This is a genomic window from Nostoc sp., assembly GCF_036917775.1.
GTDB lineage: Bacteria > Cyanobacteriota > Cyanobacteriia > Cyanobacteriales > Nostocaceae > Nostoc.
The window spans coordinates 159,662-177,357 of record NZ_JBALEQ010000083.1; the positions used below are offsets into that span (position 1 = coordinate 159,662).

Sequence of the window (17,696 nt, forward strand, 5' to 3'; positions counted from 1 at the left end):
CGCGATCGCAATAAAAAAATTGTTAAAACCCCCACTGGGCAACAATTATCCAAGCTCAAGTTAACCATTGGGAACCATTGTGGAACCATATAGTTTCATCAAATGCGAAAATCAATACATTCAATTGTGCATGAATGTGCTTGAATTCAATTGAAGTTACGGATTCCCGTACAAAAACTTGCATATCAATAAGTATAAACTCACAAACACGCAATTTCAAGTTCAAAAACGCAATTTCAGGAAAATTAATTATGTTAACTGCTGAACGACGACAATTCATCTTAGAAATTCTGCGTCGTGATAAAAAGGTACTTTCGACAGAACTTAGTGCTGTTCTCAAAGTTTCTGAGGATACGATTCGGCGGGACTTGCGAGAACTGGCACAAACCGGACTATTGCAACGCGTTCATGGGGGAGCGCTCCTCAAATCTCCAGCCACAGCTAGTTATGCCGATCGCCAAAAGCAAGCGCCAAAAGAAAAGGAAGCGATCGCTCGGACAGCAGCAAAATTAGTTTGTACGGGACAGGTGGTGATTTTAGATGGAGGTACGACAACTCTCCAAGTAACCCGTCATTTGCCCCTAGATTTGCACGCAACAGTGATCACAAATAGTCCGCCAATAGCAGTTGCTTTAGCAGAACATCCCCATATAGAGGTTGTGATGTTAGGTGGACAACTCTACAAAAAAGCCTTGGTGAACGTGGGTACAGTCACGATTGAGACATTACGGATGATTCGTGCAGATTTGTGTATGTTGGGGGTTTGCAGTTTACATCCAGAAGTTGGGATTAGTGTACCTAACCTCGACGAAGCCCACGTCAAACGAGCTATGATTGCTGGATCGGCTGAGGTAGTAGGATTAGTGACAGCAGAAAAATTAGACACGGCTGCTCCTTATCTAGTGGAGTCGATTCATGCCCTGACTTACCTAGTAACAGCACCAACAGTATCTAATAATATGCTGAGTGCCTACAAAGCTTTAGGTTTGACAATTATCCGTGATGAGTACGAGTGATCTGATGAAGGAAGATGCGATCGCCGGAGAGCAGGGATTGGGGATTTGGGAGACAAGGAGGATAAGGGAGACAAGGGGGAATTATTGAATCAATCTCTCCCTTGTCTCTTCTCCATGCCCCATGCCCAATCCCCAAATCAAAATCTATCCGTTTCTTGAGGTGTTCCAACTGCCCCTGGTTGAGCCGTAAAGAAGTTTTGAGCAGCTTCATTCTGATATATACACCTAATATCAGGTTGACCACTGTCCAAGTTACCTGTGAAACCAAAAGTATTCAGGCGATTTTTGCAATCTCTAACCTGATCGGATGTCACCAGCTTCCGGTTCTCTAAAAGCGCCCAATTATTTTGTCGGATCACACATCCAGGACGCATACTCGGCTGGGCAACATAGACATTAAAAGGGTTGAGAGTAACGAACAGTCTAGCGTCCATCACCATCGCGCTAGCTCCATACTGCACACAAATTTCAGGGTTTGGTGCTTTGGTGTCAATAAATTCACGGGAAGCCACATTTGAAGGGGCTAACGTGGTTGTAGAACTAAAAGCAATGCCAATCCCAATTCCCAGAATCAACACCCCTCCCATAATTGCGATGGTGAAGAGGTTAAACATAGGGGATTGGAAAATAGAGGGTTTAGAAGTAGTAGCCGATCTACCAGTTGGTTTACGTCTCATTGTTGCTTAATCACCTTCACGTCGATTTTGCAGGGAGTTGTCTAAAGTTTTCTCTCTCTTTTCAGTATGCCTAGTCTTGACTGCAATTGGCTGCAATTTTCTGTGCGATATCTTTTTTAAACGAGCAAAATAGCAACTTATCTAGATAACTTACTGTGCATCAATAAATAAAGGTTGTTAATAAGCGGATCTCTCTGGGAAAATATGGCTAAAGCCCTTACTACAAACTAATATTAGTTTTATTTTTATGAAAATACTTGAATTTCTTCTTAGCAACTTGCATCATTTGTCCAGAAGTTCAACTTTATCGTTTGTTTATCTGAATAATTGGTGAGTATTTTGTCTATATGTAAGTCGTTAAGAAATTGTTATTAGTTATGACTCTTTATGCTGATTATATTTTAATTGATTTTAAGTTTTATTAACTATAACATATTGTTGACTTTTGCTAGTGATTGCGATCGCACTTTCCTGTGGCGTGGTTATAAATTTGCTCACCAGCAGGATTAAAACCTTAATTACAACGTCTGCTTTAACTGTTGAATTTTTTGTAAAACTTTTTCCCGATGTTGCGTCAACTTTATCCATCGGGGTAGGCGACTGGCAAGACTGCCATTGTGCCAGCCTAATATGTCATTAGGCAAACGTTCTCGCAACCTTGATTGAACATAGCTTTCCAAGAAGTTCAAATGTGCTTCATTATACGCCCATAGCACCTGACCGCAACAGGAGGTTTGTAACCACAAGGGCAAGCCAAAAAAATGGTCTAATATTCCATAGCTAGAATTTCTTTTAGCCTTGTAATTATTTTGCCACAAAAACAATGCAGCTTTTCGCTGCCCATTCTTTGGCTGTTGTTTTGTATAGCTACAGTGCTGACAAGTAATTCTTTTGATTGAACTCGGACTCGATTGTTCAGAGTTTACAGTCAATATTTTGGCAGTACGATTGCATTGTGGGCAGCGAACTAAAATTTCTGTCTCAAAATCAGAAAGCCTTTTGCCGTAGTCTCTAAATCTTACAACCATTTCAGATGACCACTTCTACCGTTTCTGCAACAATTTCCAGAAATTCTGTTGATTCACCCCGCGACACAAGTTGACGTACCCTTCATCAGATGGGCGTTAAGCAAATTCGTCTAGATACAGCATTTATTTACCAGACTTCCCGCCGATTATTTGCATCTTGTGCTTTTCGACTCAGCATTATTGAAATGCTGATTGAATTAAGTCATTAGTCATTTGCTGATAACTCAATGACTAATGACTAATGACAAAGGACTAACTAGCTAACAGAGTTTTTTCTAGAGAAGTCCAACGGAAGGCGCGATCGCCACCTTTCTCAATTACTACTTTCACTCGTGGTTCTAGCTGAGGCAAATTCGTTAAATACTCAAGTTCCTCATTGGAAAGAATATGCCCTTCAATAATCCACAAAACCAGCCCCTTTGACTTTGGTGGTAGCTGTTCTAGATGAGAATCGAGAATTGGTGGCAAATAGTACACCTGACCTACTGCCGCACCGCTACCAGTGCTTTTTTTTCCAAGATGAGGAGGTCTGACTCCATGAATTCTTGTGAGATAGGCAGCTACGTCGCCTAGTCCCTTGGCAGTAATGTGGAGGGTGGTATAGCCAGCAGCGCGTAGTCGGCGCTGATATCTACCTTCATAACCCCCTTCCAGAGGTACATACACTCCAAGAGCGCCAAATTTTTCCAGATCGCGGATTAAACCGTTGCCAGTGGTAATTAGTGCCATAGATTTTCGTCGTATCCCACTTAGATATCTCTATTATTTACCCTGAACTGATAGATTAAAAGCATTTTCTTTGGGTATTGAGAAGAGGCAGAGGGGCAGGAAGCATGGAGCAGAGGGGAAAGAGATAATTTTTTATTCTCCCTTTGCCCCATGCTTCCCTGTTCTTCCCTACTCCCTAAAAATAACTCTATAAATTACTGGACAAACATAAATAAATAATTTATATTATTAGATTGTGACCAAACACGCAAATTAGATAAACTTTTTACTGTCATTCTGAAGTAGTGTTAGCATTAAAAGCTGATAATTTAATCCAAATTGGATAATATAACTCAGATTGATCATAGACTGGTAAACTAAGAAAGCTTTCAGGTCAACATTGGGGCTTATGGATGAACAATCAAAGCCAATCCTAAGCGCCAGAGTGAATTTGCTCCCGTGCCTCTGAAAAAGCAGGCGAAATCTTAAACAATAGTTTAAGGTATTTAAGGAAGTAAAACTGAGCAGCAATGTTGGTTTCATGGCATTACGTCAGTCTCAGTTAATGGATACTGGGTGGTAAAGACCGCTTAAGTCCAACTGCAACAGGGCAGTAGCCAATCTCCGGGAAACCGTCATTAGGGCGTACACAAATCGGAAAACCCGCCGACAGCGCTGCCTCCAGAAAGTGCCAGAGCAATTGCTTGGACGAAAGCATTGCTGCACACAGCTTAAAGCTGTAGCGCCTTGCATTGATTCCAGAAGTTACTCCTTCCCAAACGGAAGAGAATTGTAGCTGTTCTGGTGATCTATTGAGTGAAGCTAAACAGATTCACCAAGCAGTACGGACACGGTTTGTTGTGTCCCAAAGTTTTTGGACTGGTTTACTGAAACCATTCCAAATTTCGCAGGCTAACTCAGCCTCAACTGATGCGTACAAAGCGTGTCCTCTAGAGTCCAATTCCAAGGTCAGCAAGTAGAAAGGAGAACCAGTTACTGTGTCTGTAGGTATTCTCGGCACCAAGCTGGGCATGACCCAAATATTTGACGAAGCAGGAGTAGCTATTCCTGTGACTGTCATTCAAGCAGGGCCATGCACTGTTACACAAGTTAAAACGAAACAAACCGACGGTTACTTTGCCATCCAAGTTGGTTTTGGCGAAGTTAAACCAAAGGCACTAAACAGACCACTACTGGGTCATTTGGCTAAATCATCTGCCCCAGCATTGCGTCACCTAAATGAATATCACACTGATAGTTCTAGTGATTATGCTTTAGGTCAACAGATTAAAGCAGATATTTTTAGTGCGGGTCAAATTGTCGATGTAGTCGGCACAAGCATCGGTCGCGGTTTTGCCGGAAACCAGAAGCGCAACAACTTTGGTCGTGGGCCCATGTCACACGGTTCCAAAAACCACAGAGCGCCAGGTTCTATTGGTGCTGGTACAACACCAGGTCGTGTCTATCCAGGTAAGCGGATGGCAGGGCGTTTAGGTGGTAAACGCATCACAATCCGTAAGCTGACCATAGTGCGAGTTGATGCAGAACGCAATTTATTGCTAATCAAGGGAGCAATTCCTGGGAAACCAGGCGCTCTAGTAAGTGTTGTACCTGCAAAAGTAGTGGGATAGTCAAAAGTCATTATTAGTCAAGAGTCATTAGTCATTAGTCATTGGCTAAGGACAAATGGCAAAAGACAAATGACAAATGACAAATGACAAAGGACAAATAACAAAAATGGTTGAAAGCGTAGTTAAAAATTGGCAAGGAGAACAGGTCGGCGAGACGACCTTCGAGTTGCGCGTTGCCAAAGAAGAAACAGCGTCTCATATCGTACACCGCGCCTTAGTACGGCAATTGACTAATGCTCGTCAAGGAAATGCCAGTACAAAAACTCGTGCTGAAGTCAGAGGCGGTGGCCGTAAACCTTGGCGACAAAAAGGTACTGGTCGCGCTCGTGCAGGGTCTATTCGTTCACCATTGTGGCGTGGTGGTGGTGTGATCTTTGGGCCAAAGCCTAGAGACTTCGACCTGAAGTTGAACCGCAAAGAGCGACGTTTAGCACTGCGGACAGCATTTGTCGGTCGTATTGACGACTTGATCGTAGTAGAAGAATTTAGCACTGAGCTATCTCGCCCGAAGACAAAAGACTTAGTGGCAGCACTTTCCCGTTGGGGAGTAGTGCCAGAAAGCAAGGCACTGTTAATTTTGTCTGAAATTGCGGATACAGATAATGTTTATTTGTCAGCCCGCAACATTGAAAATTTAAAACTAATTGCAGCCGACCAGTTAAATGTTTTTGATTTACTGCACGCTGACAAAATTGTAGTTACGGCATCAGCCCTAGAAAAAATTCAGGAGGTCTACAGTGCCTAGCTTTGACCCCCGCGACCTTGCCGACTTAGTACGTCGCCCAATCGTCACCGAGAAAGCGACCATCTTGATGGAGCAAAATAAGTACACCTTTGAAGTAATTCCAAAGGCATCTAAGCCAGAAATCAAGGCTGCGATCGAAGACTTATTTCAGGTCAAGGTTGTAAAAGTCAACACCAACTTACCACCACGTAAAAAGCGGCGCGTTGGTAAATTTATCGGTTATAAGCCCCAATATAAGCGAGCCATTGTTACAGTCGCACCTGGGGATGAAGACAAGATTAGACAAGTTCTATTCCCAGAAGTCTAGGAATTTTAGATTTTAGATTTTAGATTGAGGAGTTTACTGAATAAATACCAAAGATGGTCGTAATTAGTTAAACACTCATTAAATCCAAAATTCAAAATCCGAAATTAAGTAAATCAAAAATCCAAAATCCAAAATAGATTATGGGTACTCGTTCTTATCGCCCTTATACCCCCAGCACTCGCCAAGTTACAGTTTCTGACTTTGCGGAAATCACAAAAACCGAGCCAGAAAAATCCCTAACGACCTCGAAGCATCGCGCCAAAGGTCGGAATAATACAGGGCGGATTACCAGTCGTCGTCGGGGTGGCGGACACAAACAGCTTTATCGGATCATCGATTTTAAAAGGGATAAACATAATATTCCTGCCAAAGTCGCAGCAATTGAATACGATCCTAACCGCAATGCCCGAATTGCCCTTTTGTATTACCAAGATGGCGAAAAACGGTACATCCTTCATCCCAACGGGTTGAAAGTTGGAACAATAATTATTTCTGGCCCCGAATCTCCCTTTGAAGATGGTAATGCTTTACCTCTATCGCGGATTCCCTTGGGTACTAGCGTTCACAACGTAGAAATGACTCCTGGCAAAGGCGGTCAAATCGTGCGTGCTGCTGGTGCTAGCGCTCAAGTTGTGGCAAAAGAAGGTGATTATGTAACTCTCAAATTGCCTTCGGGAGAAGTCCGCTTAATTCGGCGTGATTGCTACGCCACCATTGGGCAAGTGGGTAACACCGATGCGAGAAACCTGAGCGCAGGTAAAGCAGGACGCAATCGCTGGAAAGGTCGCCGTCCGAAGGTTAGAGGTAGCGTCATGAACCCAGTGGATCACCCACATGGTGGTGGTGAGGGTAGGGCTCCTATCGGTAGATCAGGACCTGTTACACCTTGGGGTAAACCTACATTGGGCGCGAAGACACGCAATCGCAAGAAACTTAGCAGCAAATTCATTGTGCGTCGTCGCCGTAAGTCTTCTAAACGCGGTCGCGGTGGTCGTGAATCATAGAATTTTAGATTTTAGATTTTGGATTTTAAATTGGGGTCAACTTGTGAACATTGAAAATTTGTGAAACCTGCTTGGACACCTAATTATCCAAAATCCGAAATTCTAAATCCTAATTCCTAAATCCTAAATCCAAAATTGAACTATGGGTCGTTCTCTAAAAAAAGGTCCTTTCGTTGCGGATCATCTCTTAAAGAAAATTGAAAAGCTCAACGACAACAACAGAAAAGAAGTTATTAAAACTTGGTCAAGAGCTTCAACAATTTTGCCCCTAATGGTAGGTCATACCATCGCTGTTCACAACGGACGACAACACGTTCCAGTTTTTGTAAACGAACAGATGGTAGGACACAAGTTGGGTGAATTTGCCCCGACACGCACCTACAGGGGTCATGGAAAAAGCGACAAAAAAGCGGGTAGGTAGTCATTAGTTATGAGTCATGAGTCATTAGCTAAAGACAAGTGACAAATGACAAATGACAAATGACAAAATTGGAGAAAATTATGGCTACTAATACTACTGAAGTAAAAGCGATCGCTCGTTTTATCCGCATCTCGGCTTACAAAGTGCGTCGGGTACTCGATCAAATCCGGGGGCGATCGTACCGAGAAGCGTTAATCATCTTGGAATTCATGCCCTATCGCGCCACTGAACCCATATTGAAGGTTCTCAGAAGCGCTGCTGCTAATGCTGAACACAATGCTGGGTTAGATCGGACTCAACTAGTGATTACTCAAGCTTATGCCGATCAAGGCCCGCCGTTGAAGCGGTTCCAACCAAGAGCGCAAGGTCGAGCTTACCAAATTCGCAAACCGACGTGTCATATTACTGTGGCCGTTGGAGCTGCACCAGAAAAATAAGCACGCTTACACGAATAAATTACGTAAAGTAAGAAATCTTAGAGGAAGCATTCGTGGGACAGAAAATTCATCCAGTTGGTTTTCGCCTGGGTATTACACATGAACATCAATCCCGTTGGTTTGCTGTTCCTGACCGCTATCCAGAACTTTTACAAGAAGACTACAAACTCCGTCAATACATAGAACAAAAGCTGGGTAGACTTGCTCAAAACAACGCCGGAATTTCCGAAGTGCGGATTGAGCGCAAAGCCGACCAAATCGACTTAGAAGTACGCACAGCTAGACCAGGTGTCGTCGTAGGGCGTGGTGGGCAAGGCATAGAATCCTTGCGTACCGGACTCCAAGGACTATTGGGTAGCAATCGCCAAATTCGCATTAACGTAGTTGAAGTTCAACGAGTTGATGCTGATGCCTACCTAATTGCCGAATATATTGCTCAACAATTGGAACGCCGGGTTTCCTTTCGGCGAGTAGTGCGGCAATCAATTCAGCGTGCCCAACGCGCTGGTGTTCAAGGTATTAAAATCCAAGTCAGCGGACGGCTCAACGGTGCAGAAATTGCCCGGACAGAGTGGACTCGTGAAGGTAGAGTACCTTTACATACCTTACGGGCTGACATTGACTACTCTTATTGCACAGCAAAAACTGTTTACGGCATTTTGGGCATCAAAGTTTGGGTGTTTAAGGGAGAAATTATTCCTGGACAGGAACCAGATCCACTACCACCAGCAAGCCGCGATCGCGAACGTGATCCCCGCGATCGCGAACGTGAACCCCGTCGTCGTCAACAACAACGTCGTCGCCAGCAATTTGAAGACCGCTCAAATGAAGGATAAATCGTCATTAGTCATTAGTCATTAGTCATTAGTAAATGGCAGATGACAAATGGCAGATGACAAATGACAAATGACAAGTAACAAACCATGTTAAGCCCTAGAAGAACTAAATTCCGCAAACAACAGCGCGGACGGATGGAGGGACTAGCCACCCGTGGTAGTACCCTCAACTTCGGTGATTTTGCACTCCAAGCACAAGAACCTGCTTGGATCACCTCCCGCCAAATCGAGGCTTCTCGTCGGGCAATGACCCGTTATATTCGTCGGGGTGGACAAATCTGGATTCGGATTTTCCCTGATAAACCTGTAACCATGCGTCCTGCTGAAACCCGGATGGGTTCCGGTAAAGGTAATCCAGAGTTTTGGGTAGCGGTAGTCAAGCCAGGACGAATTTTGTTTGAAATCGGTGGGGTTTCTGAAGAAATCGCCCGTGAAGCTATGCGTTTGGCTTCATTTAAACTGCCTATAAAAACCAAGTTTATTGTGCGCTCTCAACCACAGGAGCAGGAGTAGCTTATGCCTCTTCCCAAGATTTCAGAAGCTAGAGAATTAAGTGACGAGAAGCTCTCTGATGAAATTGTTGCGATCAAAAGACAACTATTTCAGTTGCGCTTGCAAAAAGCGACAAGACAATTAGAAAAGCCCCACCAGTTCAGACAGGCTCGACATCGCCTAGCCCAATTGCTGACATTAGAAACAGAACGCAAACGGGCAGCAAGTCAATCGGCTAAAGAAGAAAAGTAGGAGATTATGGCAGTTAAAGAACGAGTTGGCTTGGTAGTGAGCGATAAAATGCAAAAAACTGTGGTAGTTGCCATAGAAAACCGCGCTCCTCACCCCAAGTACGGCAAGATTGTGGTTAACACCCAACGATATAAAGTTCACGACGAAGAAAATCAGTGTAAAGTAGGCGATCGCGTTCGCATTCAGGAAACTAGACCCCTGAGTAAAACCAAGCGCTGGAAAATCACAGAAGTCCTGAACATCAAACCTGTTTAAACCTCATCGTTGTTAGTTTCTAACAACACCACAAGGGAGAATAATTGTGATTCAACCCCAGACTTATTTAAATGTTGCAGATAATAGCGGCGCTCGTAAACTAATGTGTATCCGCGTTTTAGGTGGAGGCAACCGCCGTTATGGTTTTATCGGTGATAAAATTATCGCCGTTGTCAAAGATGCTACACCCAACATGGCTGTAAAAAAGTCTGATGTCGTGGAAGCAGTAATTGTCCGCACTCGTAAAGCTGTATCTCGTGACAGTGGTATGAGTATTCGCTTTGATGATAATGCAGCTGTAATTATCAACAAAGACGGTAATCCTAGAGGCACACGGGTTTTTGGCCCAGTTGCACGGGAATTGCGCGATAAAAACTTTACCAAAATTGTTTCTCTGGCTCCGGAGGTGCTTTAATGGCAACCAAACAGGGTACGCCCAAAGTATTCCACAAAATGCACGTCAAAACTGGTGACACCGTACAAGTGATTGCTGGTAAAGACAAAGGAAAAATTGGTGAAATTATCCAAGCACTTCCCCAACTGAGTAAAGTCATCGTCAAAGGTGTCAACATTAAAACCAAGCACGTCAAACCCCAGCAAGAAGGGGAATCAGGGCGGATTGTCACCCAAGAATTCCCAATTCATAGCTCTAACGTGATGCTTTATTCCACTAAGCAAAACGTTGCCAGTCGTGTTTGTTATACCTTTACCTCAGAAGGCAAGAAAGTCAGAAAACTTAAAAAAACTGGCGAAATTCTGGATAAATAGTCATTAGTCATTGGTCATTAGTCATTAGTTATAAAGACAAATAACAAAAGACAAAGGACAAATAACAAAGGACAATAAAAGTTCCCTGACCAAGCCCAGGGATATCAGGACAAAAAACTATGGCGACAACAAGACTCAAAAGCTTATATCAAGAGACAATCGTCCCCAAACTGATTAATCAGTTTCAATATACCAACGTTCATCAAGTACCGAAGTTGGTAAAAGTTACTATTAACCGAGGTTTGGGTGAAGCAGCTCAAAATGCAAAGTCGCTGGAAGCATCCATCAACGAAATTGCGCTTGTCACTGGTCAAAAACCAGTAGTAACGCGGGCGAAAAAGGCGATCGCTGGCTTTAAGATTCGTCAAGGGATGCCTGTGGGGATCATGGTGACACTCAGAGCCGAACGGATGTATGCCTTTTTTGATCGGCTGGTTAGCCTATCACTGCCCAGAATTCGAGATTTTCGTGGCGTTAGCCCTAAAAGCTTTGACGGACGGGGTAACTATACTCTGGGTGTGAGAGAACAGCTAATTTTTCCAGAAGTCGAATACGACAGCGTTGATCAAGTGCGTGGGATGGATATTTCCATCATCACCACAGCAAAAAACGACGAAGAGGGTCGCGCCTTACTTAAAGAATTAGGAATGCCCTTTCGCGATCAGTAAGTTCATCTATAGAGGGAACGATGGCGGCTAACGACACAATTGCAGATATGCTGACGCGCATCCGCAATGCCAACCTGGCGCGGCATCAAACTACACAAGTGCCAGCTACAAAAATGACCCGCAGCATTGCCAAAGTGCTACGGGAGGAAGGCTTTATTGCTGAAATCGAAGAAGCAGAAGAAGGGGTAAAACACAACCTAGTGATTTCCCTGAAATATAAGGGTAAGAATCGTCAGCCTCTAATCACCGCCTTAAAGCGAGTGAGTAAGCCAGGCTTGCGTGTTTACTCCAATAAAAAAGAATTACCAAGAGTACTAGGCGGCATTGGCATTGCCATTATTTCTACATCCAGTGGAATTATGACTGACCGCGAAGCGCGTCGTCAGAACTTGGGTGGCGAAGTGCTTTGTTACGTTTGGTAGTCATTGGTCATTAGTCATTTGTCATTAGTCATTGGTCATTGGTCATCAGTCATTTGTTATTAGTGAAAGACAAAGGACAAAAGACAAAGGACAAAGGATAAATAACAAAAGGCAAAGGGCAAATAACAAAGGACAAAAAGTAATGTCTCGTATTGGTAAACGTCCAATTACTATTCCCGCCAAAGTTCAAGTGGCGATCGATGGTACGAATATTGTGGTGAAAGGCCCGAAAGGAGAACTTTCTCGCACTCTCAGAGATAATGTCTCACTCTCTCAAGAGGGAGAAATATTACACGTAAATCGTCGAGATGAAACTCGGACATCGAAGCAACTGCACGGCTTGAGTCGAACTTTAGTTGCCAACATGGTTGAGGGAGTATCCCTTGGTTTTCAACGCCGTTTGGAAATCCAAGGTGTTGGTTATAGGGCACAACTTCAAGGGCGTAACCTAGTTTTAAACATGGGTTACAGCCATCAAGTGCAAATTGAACCACCAGATGGGATTCAGTTTGCAGTCGAAGGTACCACTAACGTGATTGTCAGCGGCTACGACAAAGAAATCGTAGGCAACACAGCCGCAAAAATTCGCGCCGTTCGTCCACCAGAACCTTACAAAGGTAAAGGCATTCGCTATGCCGGTGAAGTGGTAAGACGTAAGGCTGGTAAGACTGGTAAGGGTGGTAAGAAGTAAAAATGAAACTTACTCGTAGAGAATCAAAAAACCGTCGTCATCGACGCGTTCGTGGCAAAGTTGTTGGCTCCCCAGAACGTCCGCGTTTAGCGGTATTCCGTTCTAATGAGCATATTTATGCCCAGGTTATTGATGATAGTCAGCATCAAACCATAGTGGCAGCATCGACTTTAGAACCAGATTTGAAATCTAGTTTAGCGTCAGGTGCAAACTGCGACGCATCGGTGCAAGTTGGTAAGTTGATCGCAGTGCGATCGCTAGAAAAAGGCATAACCAAAGTAGTCTTCGATCGCGGTGGTAACTTATATCATGGTCGTGTCAAAGCCCTAGCTGATGCAGCACGCGAAGCTGGTTTAGATTTCTAAAGTCATTGGTCATGAGTCATTAGTCATTGGACAAATGACAAAGGACAAATGACAAATGACAACTGACAATTGACGTTCACCAGAGCATAAATTATGGCAACAGAGCGTAAAAGTAGAACAAAGCGTGCCAAAAAAGAAGAAACTACTTGGCAAGAGCGGGTTATCCAAATCCGCCGCGTGAGCAAGGTCGTCAAAGGCGGTAAAAAACTCAGTTTCCGAGCGATCGTTGTCGTCGGTAACGAACGCGGTCAAGTTGGTGTCGGAGTAGGTAAAGCCTCAGATGTAATCGGCGCAGTCAAAAAAGGCGTAGCCGACGGCAAAAAACACCTCATTGATATCCCCATCACCAAATCTAACTCCATCCCCCATCCCATTGATGGTGTAGGTGGCGGTGCAAAAGTGATTATGCGTCCAGCCGCACCTGGTACTGGGGTAATTGCTGGTGGTGCTGTGCGGACTGTGTTGGAATTGGCAGGAGTTCGTAACGTCTTAGCCAAGCAACTTGGTTCAAACAATCCGCTCAATAATGCTAGAGCAGCAGTCAATGCCTTATCTACATTGCGGACTCTTTCTGAAGTCGCCGAAGATCGCGGTATTCCTATTCAAAATCTCTACATCTAACTAGTCATTTGTCCTTAGTCAGTAGTCCTTTGTTCGGAACAAATGACAACCTACATAATGGCAAATGACAAATGAGAAACGAAAAATGACAACTTGGTAACTTATGAGACTCCATGATGTTAAGCCGCAAAAAGGCTCAAAGAAACGCAAAAAGCGTGTAGCCAGAGGTATTTCTGCTGGTCAAGGTGCCAGTGCTGGTCTAGGTATGCGGGGTCAAAAGTCTCGTTCTGGTAGCGGTACTCGACCCGGTTTTGAAGGTGGTCAACAGCCATTGTACCGCCGCTTACCTAAGCTGAAGGGCTTTCCGATTGTTAATCAAAAGATTTACACTACGATTAATGTAGAGAAGCTAGCCTCTCTTCCCGCTAATACGGAAGTAACTTTAGCCTCATTGAAAGCATCAGGTATCCTGACTGCTGTCAAAGGGCCATTGAAAATTTTAGGTAACGGGGAATTGAGCATTCCGCTCAAGGTACAAGCGGCAGCTTTCACAGGTTCAGCTCGTAGCAAAATTGAGGCAGCTGGTGGTAGTTGTGAAGTCTTATGAGTGAGCCGGAACAGCGCACTTAAATGCAAGCCAACTCGCTGCCAGTGCTTGGTTCACTATAAAGGTAGCACTCTATGATCAGTCGAGATAAGGCCCCAACGGCTCAAGAAACTTTTATGCAGATGGCGCAAGCAGCCGGGCTGAGAGGTAGGCTGCTTGTGACTGTGGGTGTTTTAATTTTGGTTCGCCTGGGTATCTTCTTACCCGTACCAGGGATTGACAGACCCAGATTTGCCGAAGCTATATCGGGCAATAATTCCATATTCGGTTTATTGGATATATTCTCCGGGCGAGGACTTTCGACTTTGGGCGTTTTTGCTCTAGGGATTTTACCCTTTATTAATGCGTCCATTATCATCCAATTGCTCACCGCAGCGATTCCATCTTTAGAAAATTTACAGAAAAATGAAGGCGAAGCAGGTCGGCGAAAAATATCGCAAATTACCCGCTATGTCACTGTATGTTGGGCAATTCTTCAAAGCACAGCTTTTTCAGCATTATTCCTCCAGCAATTTGCCTTAAATCCAGGGCCAATCTTTGTAGCTGAAACTGCGATCGCTCTGACTGCTGGTTCTATGTTCGTTATGTGGGCATCAGAACTCATTACAGAGCGGGGTATTGGGAACGGAGCATCATTGTTGATTTTTGTCAATATTGTCGCCTCATTACCAAAAGCTTTAGGCGATACTATCGATTTGGTGCAAGTCGGCGGTCGGGAAACAGTGGGTCGCGTCATCGTACTAATCTTAGTTTTCCTAGCAACCATTGTTGGTATTGTGGTTGTCCAAGAAGGAATGCGCCGCATCCCGATTATTTCGGCTCGTCGCCAAGTAGGTCGTAGAGTTTTGGCAGAGCAACGGAGCTTTTTACCCTTGCGGCTAAATCAAGGTGGCGTAATGCCAATTATCTTTGCCGCAGCTATCCTCAGTTTGCCATTGCTAATTGCAAATTTCGCCAAGAATGCTGAGTTGGCAAATATAATAAACACTTATTTGAGTCCAAGTGGTTCTGGCTCTTGGGTCTACGCCTTGGTTTACATGATTTCCATTATTTTCTTCAGCTACTTCTATTCTTCGTTGATTCTCAACCCGGTAGATGTAGCGCAGAATTTGAAGAAAATGGGTTCTAGTATTCCCGGCATTCGTCCCGGTAAAGCGACTAGTGAGTATATCGAGCGCGTTTCAAACCGACTCACCTTTTTGGGTGCGATCTTTTTGGGCTTGGTTGCTATTATTCCAACCGGTGTCGAAAGTGCTTTAGGAGTACCTACATTTAAGGGGCTAGGTGCTACCTCTCTGCTAATTCTAGTAGGTGTGGCGATTGATACGGCAAGACAAATCCAAACTTATGTAATCTCTCAGCGCTATGAAGGAATGGTGAAACAATAGTGACGCGACTAATCTTCTTGGGACCACCTGGAGCTGGTAAGGGAACACAAGCTCAATCATTGGCGGAACACTTAAATATTCCCCATATTTCTACTGGGGAAATATTGAGACAAGCTATGAAAGAGCAAACTCATTTGGGAATTAAAGCTCAAAACTATGTAAATAGCGGCGAGTTAGTCCCTGACCAGCTAGTGCAGGACTTGGTACAGGAGCGCCTCAACCAACCAGATGCAGAAAATGGTTGGATTCTTGATGGTTTTCCCCGTAAAGTGACGCAAGCAGCTTTTCTAGAAGAATTGCTGGTAACAATACATCAGAGTGGCGAAAGGGTAATTAATCTAGATGCACCAGATGATGTTGTGGTAGAACGTTTGCTAGCTAGAGGGCGAAAAGATGATACCGAAGAGGTGATTCGTCGTCGGTTAGAAGTGTACCGCGCTGAAACTGCACCTTTAATTGATTATTATCGCGATCGCCAAAAACTTTTAACAGTCAATGGAAATCAGTCCCAAGAAGAAGTCACTACTGAACTGCAAAAGGTAATCGCTTGAGATCAGGGAGTAGGGGAGGAGCTACAGTAATTCTTTCCCCAATTCCCAACGTTCCATGTCCTCCCAAGAAACAGATCAATTTTAGCTAAGATATATTAATAAACTGTTGATATATTTCTTAAAATGTGTTCTTTTGCAGATGAAGTGCTGCAACTGAACACGAAATTGTTGAGTTGAGGAAAAAACAAATTGTCTAAGCAAGATTTGATTGAAATGGAAGGCACGGTTACAGAGTCCTTGCCCAATGCGATGTTTCGCGTTGACTTGGACAATGGATTTAACGTGCTAGCTCACATTTCCGGCAAGATTCGCCGCAACTATATCAAGATTTTGCCCGGCGATCGCGTCAAGGTAGAGTTAACTCCTTACGACTTGACCAAAGGCAGAATTACCTATCGCTTGCGTAAGAAGTAACTATATGTAGATGTAGAGAATTTTACCATAAAATCATCCTTTTGACTGTTTGCTAGTCAAATTAATGGATTGTTTTCTCTAAAAATGCTATAATTTAATATTTGGAGTCAAAAAATAAAAGGCATGAAAGTTAGAGCCTCAGTCAAGAAAATTTGTGAAAAGTGTAGCGTGATCAAACGTCGTGGTCGCGTCATGGTCATCTGCGTGAACCCCAAGCACAAGCAACGTCAAGGATAACGCTCTTACAAAGAGAGTGAGTTGCAGGACGCATATCATCATTAACAACGAAAAAACGCGATTAGTCACGTTTTTCCAACCAACAGTAATTGCGAAAACAATAGGGAGAGTTCATTGTGGCACGGATTGCCGGAGTAGACCTTCCACGCGATAAGCGCGTTGAAATCGGTCTAACTTATATCTACGGAATTGGTTTATCACGCGCTCAAGAAATTATAGCGGCTACTGGTGTGAATCCAGACACCCGCGTTAAGGACTTAAGTGATGCTGATGTGACAGCCCTGCGAGGCGAAATAGAAAGCAACTATCAAGTTGAAGGCGACTTGCGGCGTTTGGAGTCTTTGAACATCAAGCGCTTAGTTGACATTGGTACTTACAGAGGTCGTCGTCATCGCATGGGCTTGCCAGTCAGAGGACAAAGAACTCGCACCAATGCCAGAACCCGTCGAGGCAGAAGGCAGACAGTGGCTGGGAAGAAGAAGGCTCCAGGGAAATAAATTTGCAACGCTTGCTAATCAGAGCAAGTTTTACCTTAAATCAACTAAACAAGTATGGCGAGACAACCAACTAAAAAATCCGGGAGCAAGAAGCAGAAACGGAACGTACCAAGTGGGATGGCCTACATCCAGTCTACTTTCAACAATAGCATTGTCACCATTACCGATCAAAATGGAGATGTCATCTCCTGGGCTAGTGCTGGTTCTAGCGGTTTTAAGGGAGCAAAAAAGGGAACTCCCTTTGCAGCGCAAACTGCTGCTGAAAGTGCAGCCCGTAGAGCTATAGATCAAGGAATGCGCCAAATTGAGGTAATGGTAAGTGGACCAGGAGCAGGTAGAGAAACCGCTATCCGGGCGCTTCAAGGAGCAGGACTGGAAATTACACTCATTCGGGATATTACCCCCATTCCTCACAATGGCTGCCGTCCACCCAAACGCCGTCGAGTTTAAATACCAAGACTTGGGCATTGAGGACGAGAAGTTACAGCCAGCAATGACCGCTTGAGCGTCTAACGTTCAAACTGTCATTAAGTTAAAGGTTGGGCGACCAGAAGCGTGTCAGATTTTCCCTCCGGGAAAGCTGTTAAGCTTAGGGCTACCCAAAATATTATTAGCGCCTGCAAGCTGAATGGGAGTGTCAAACTATACCGTAATTTTATACTAATAGTTTGATAGACCTAATAATCTACAGGACATAAATTCAATTCTGGAGGCAATT

General features: G+C 44.0%; 29 protein-coding genes. 25 read left to right on the forward strand and 4 right to left on the reverse strand.

Annotated features, from left to right (window positions below):
• Window positions 1–251 precede the first annotated feature (251 nt).
• Window positions 252–1,016 (forward strand): DeoR/GlpR family DNA-binding transcription regulator, encoded by a 765-nt coding sequence (locus tag V7K69_RS16005; protein ID WP_322671085.1) that lies wholly within the window; start codon window positions 252–254, stop codon window positions 1,014–1,016.
• A gap of 137 nt (window positions 1,017–1,153) precedes the next feature.
• Here the strand turns inward: V7K69_RS16005 and V7K69_RS16010 are convergent, their stop codons facing one another.
• From V7K69_RS16010 to V7K69_RS16025, 4 genes are all read right to left on the reverse strand, one after another.
• Window positions 1,154–1,693 carry a DUF3172 domain-containing protein gene (locus V7K69_RS16010; protein WP_012410728.1) on the reverse strand — a complete coding sequence of 180 codons (540 nt, stop codon included), beginning with the start codon at window positions 1,691–1,693 and terminating at the stop codon, window positions 1,154–1,156.
• A gap of 518 nt (window positions 1,694–2,211) precedes the next feature.
• Window positions 2,212–2,721 (reverse strand): hypothetical protein, encoded by a 510-nt coding sequence (locus V7K69_RS16015; RefSeq protein WP_335035980.1) that lies wholly within the window; start codon window positions 2,719–2,721, stop codon window positions 2,212–2,214.
• A gap of 252 nt (window positions 2,722–2,973) precedes the next feature.
• Window positions 2,974–3,450, reverse strand: coding sequence for an NAD(P)H-quinone oxidoreductase subunit N (locus tag V7K69_RS16020; RefSeq protein WP_335035982.1), 477 nt, complete (start codon window positions 3,448–3,450; stop codon window positions 2,974–2,976).
• A gap of 811 nt (window positions 3,451–4,261) precedes the next feature.
• On the reverse strand, window positions 4,262–4,462 hold the full coding sequence (locus V7K69_RS16025; protein ID WP_190935566.1) for a hypothetical protein: 201 nt from the start codon (window positions 4,460–4,462) through the stop codon (window positions 4,262–4,264).
• Here V7K69_RS16025 and rplC point away from each other — a divergent pair.
• From rplC to rpsK, 24 genes are all read left to right on the forward strand, one after another.
• Window positions 4,428–5,060, forward strand: coding sequence for a 50S ribosomal protein L3 (gene rplC / locus V7K69_RS16030; protein WP_094342450.1), 633 nt, complete (start codon window positions 4,428–4,430; stop codon window positions 5,058–5,060). The genes V7K69_RS16025 and rplC overlap by 35 nt on opposite strands.
• Window positions 5,061–5,166: 106 nt before the next feature.
• A complete protein-coding gene (gene rplD, locus V7K69_RS16035) occupies window positions 5,167–5,805 on the forward strand; it encodes a 50S ribosomal protein L4 (protein ID WP_335036106.1) in 639 nt (212 codons plus the stop codon).
• A complete protein-coding gene (locus tag V7K69_RS16040; protein ID WP_012410723.1) occupies window positions 5,798–6,112 on the forward strand; it encodes a 50S ribosomal protein L23 in 315 nt (104 codons plus the stop codon). The genes rplD and V7K69_RS16040 overlap by 8 nt, the downstream gene beginning before the upstream one ends.
• A 140-nt stretch (window positions 6,113–6,252) precedes the next feature.
• Entirely contained in the window at window positions 6,253–7,116 is an 864-nt protein-coding gene (gene rplB, locus V7K69_RS16045; protein WP_012410722.1) for a 50S ribosomal protein L2, read from the forward strand.
• Between the two features lie 142 nt (window positions 7,117–7,258).
• Window positions 7,259–7,537 (forward strand): 30S ribosomal protein S19, encoded by a 279-nt coding sequence (gene rpsS / locus V7K69_RS16050; protein WP_012410721.1) that lies wholly within the window; start codon window positions 7,259–7,261, stop codon window positions 7,535–7,537.
• Between the two features lie 80 nt (window positions 7,538–7,617).
• Window positions 7,618–7,974 (forward strand): 50S ribosomal protein L22, encoded by a 357-nt coding sequence (gene rplV, locus V7K69_RS16055; protein WP_012410720.1) that lies wholly within the window; start codon window positions 7,618–7,620, stop codon window positions 7,972–7,974.
• A 53-nt stretch (window positions 7,975–8,027) separates the two neighbouring features.
• Entirely contained in the window at window positions 8,028–8,810 is a 783-nt protein-coding gene (rpsC, locus tag V7K69_RS16060) for a 30S ribosomal protein S3 (protein WP_335035984.1), read from the forward strand.
• 87 nt (window positions 8,811–8,897) lie between these two features.
• Window positions 8,898–9,323, forward strand: coding sequence for a 50S ribosomal protein L16 (gene rplP, locus V7K69_RS16065; RefSeq protein WP_012410718.1), 426 nt, complete (start codon window positions 8,898–8,900; stop codon window positions 9,321–9,323).
• A 3-nt stretch (window positions 9,324–9,326) separates the two neighbouring features.
• Window positions 9,327–9,554, forward strand: a complete 228-nt coding sequence (gene rpmC / locus V7K69_RS16070) for a 50S ribosomal protein L29 (RefSeq protein WP_012410717.1) — start codon at window positions 9,327–9,329, stop codon at window positions 9,552–9,554.
• 6 nt (window positions 9,555–9,560) lie between these two features.
• The gene (gene rpsQ, locus V7K69_RS16075; RefSeq protein ID WP_335035986.1) at window positions 9,561–9,809 is read left to right on the forward strand and encodes a 30S ribosomal protein S17; all 249 of its coding nucleotides are present in this window, start codon (window positions 9,561–9,563) and stop codon (window positions 9,807–9,809) included.
• Window positions 9,810–9,855: 46 nt separating this feature from the next.
• Entirely contained in the window at window positions 9,856–10,224 is a 369-nt protein-coding gene (gene rplN / locus V7K69_RS16080) for a 50S ribosomal protein L14 (protein WP_012410715.1), read from the forward strand.
• A complete protein-coding gene (gene rplX / locus V7K69_RS16085) occupies window positions 10,224–10,577 on the forward strand; it encodes a 50S ribosomal protein L24 (RefSeq protein ID WP_114081986.1) in 354 nt (117 codons plus the stop codon). The genes rplN and rplX overlap by 1 nt, the downstream gene beginning before the upstream one ends.
• A 119-nt stretch (window positions 10,578–10,696) precedes the next feature.
• Window positions 10,697–11,245 (forward strand): 50S ribosomal protein L5, encoded by a 549-nt coding sequence (gene rplE, locus V7K69_RS16090; RefSeq protein ID WP_012410713.1) that lies wholly within the window; start codon window positions 10,697–10,699, stop codon window positions 11,243–11,245.
• Between the two features lie 20 nt (window positions 11,246–11,265).
• A complete protein-coding gene (rpsH, locus tag V7K69_RS16095) occupies window positions 11,266–11,667 on the forward strand; it encodes a 30S ribosomal protein S8 (protein ID WP_069070769.1) in 402 nt (133 codons plus the stop codon).
• Window positions 11,668–11,809: 142 nt separating this feature from the next.
• Window positions 11,810–12,358 carry a 50S ribosomal protein L6 gene (gene rplF / locus V7K69_RS16100; RefSeq protein ID WP_335035989.1) on the forward strand — a complete coding sequence of 183 codons (549 nt, stop codon included), beginning with the start codon at window positions 11,810–11,812 and terminating at the stop codon, window positions 12,356–12,358.
• A 2-nt stretch (window positions 12,359–12,360) separates the two neighbouring features.
• Complete coding sequence (gene rplR / locus V7K69_RS16105) at window positions 12,361–12,723, forward strand: 50S ribosomal protein L18 (RefSeq protein WP_335035991.1); 363 nt, start codon at window positions 12,361–12,363, stop codon at window positions 12,721–12,723.
• Window positions 12,724–12,816: 93 nt separating this feature from the next.
• Entirely contained in the window at window positions 12,817–13,344 is a 528-nt protein-coding gene (gene rpsE, locus V7K69_RS16110; protein ID WP_012410709.1) for a 30S ribosomal protein S5, read from the forward strand.
• A gap of 103 nt (window positions 13,345–13,447) precedes the next feature.
• Entirely contained in the window at window positions 13,448–13,891 is a 444-nt protein-coding gene (rplO, locus tag V7K69_RS16115; protein ID WP_335035993.1) for a 50S ribosomal protein L15, read from the forward strand.
• Window positions 13,892–13,965: 74 nt separating this feature from the next.
• Complete coding sequence (secY, locus tag V7K69_RS16120) at window positions 13,966–15,279, forward strand: preprotein translocase subunit SecY (protein ID WP_114081988.1); 1,314 nt, start codon at window positions 13,966–13,968, stop codon at window positions 15,277–15,279.
• A complete protein-coding gene (locus tag V7K69_RS16125; protein WP_335035996.1) occupies window positions 15,279–15,830 on the forward strand; it encodes an adenylate kinase in 552 nt (183 codons plus the stop codon). The genes secY and V7K69_RS16125 overlap by 1 nt, the downstream gene beginning before the upstream one ends.
• 189 nt (window positions 15,831–16,019) lie before the next feature.
• On the forward strand, window positions 16,020–16,244 hold the full coding sequence (gene infA, locus V7K69_RS16130) for a translation initiation factor IF-1 (RefSeq protein WP_006276978.1): 225 nt from the start codon (window positions 16,020–16,022) through the stop codon (window positions 16,242–16,244).
• Window positions 16,245–16,367: 123 nt separating this feature from the next.
• Window positions 16,368–16,481, forward strand: a complete 114-nt coding sequence (rpmJ, locus tag V7K69_RS16135) for a 50S ribosomal protein L36 (protein WP_012410705.1) — start codon at window positions 16,368–16,370, stop codon at window positions 16,479–16,481.
• A 116-nt stretch (window positions 16,482–16,597) separates the two neighbouring features.
• Window positions 16,598–16,978: a 30S ribosomal protein S13 gene (gene rpsM / locus V7K69_RS16140; protein WP_012410704.1), complete on the forward strand. Its 381-nt coding sequence runs from the start codon at window positions 16,598–16,600 to the stop codon at window positions 16,976–16,978.
• 54 nt (window positions 16,979–17,032) lie between these two features.
• The gene (gene rpsK, locus V7K69_RS16145) at window positions 17,033–17,428 is read left to right on the forward strand and encodes a 30S ribosomal protein S11 (RefSeq protein WP_012410703.1); all 396 of its coding nucleotides are present in this window, start codon (window positions 17,033–17,035) and stop codon (window positions 17,426–17,428) included.
• Window positions 17,429–17,696: the final 268 nt, after the last annotated feature.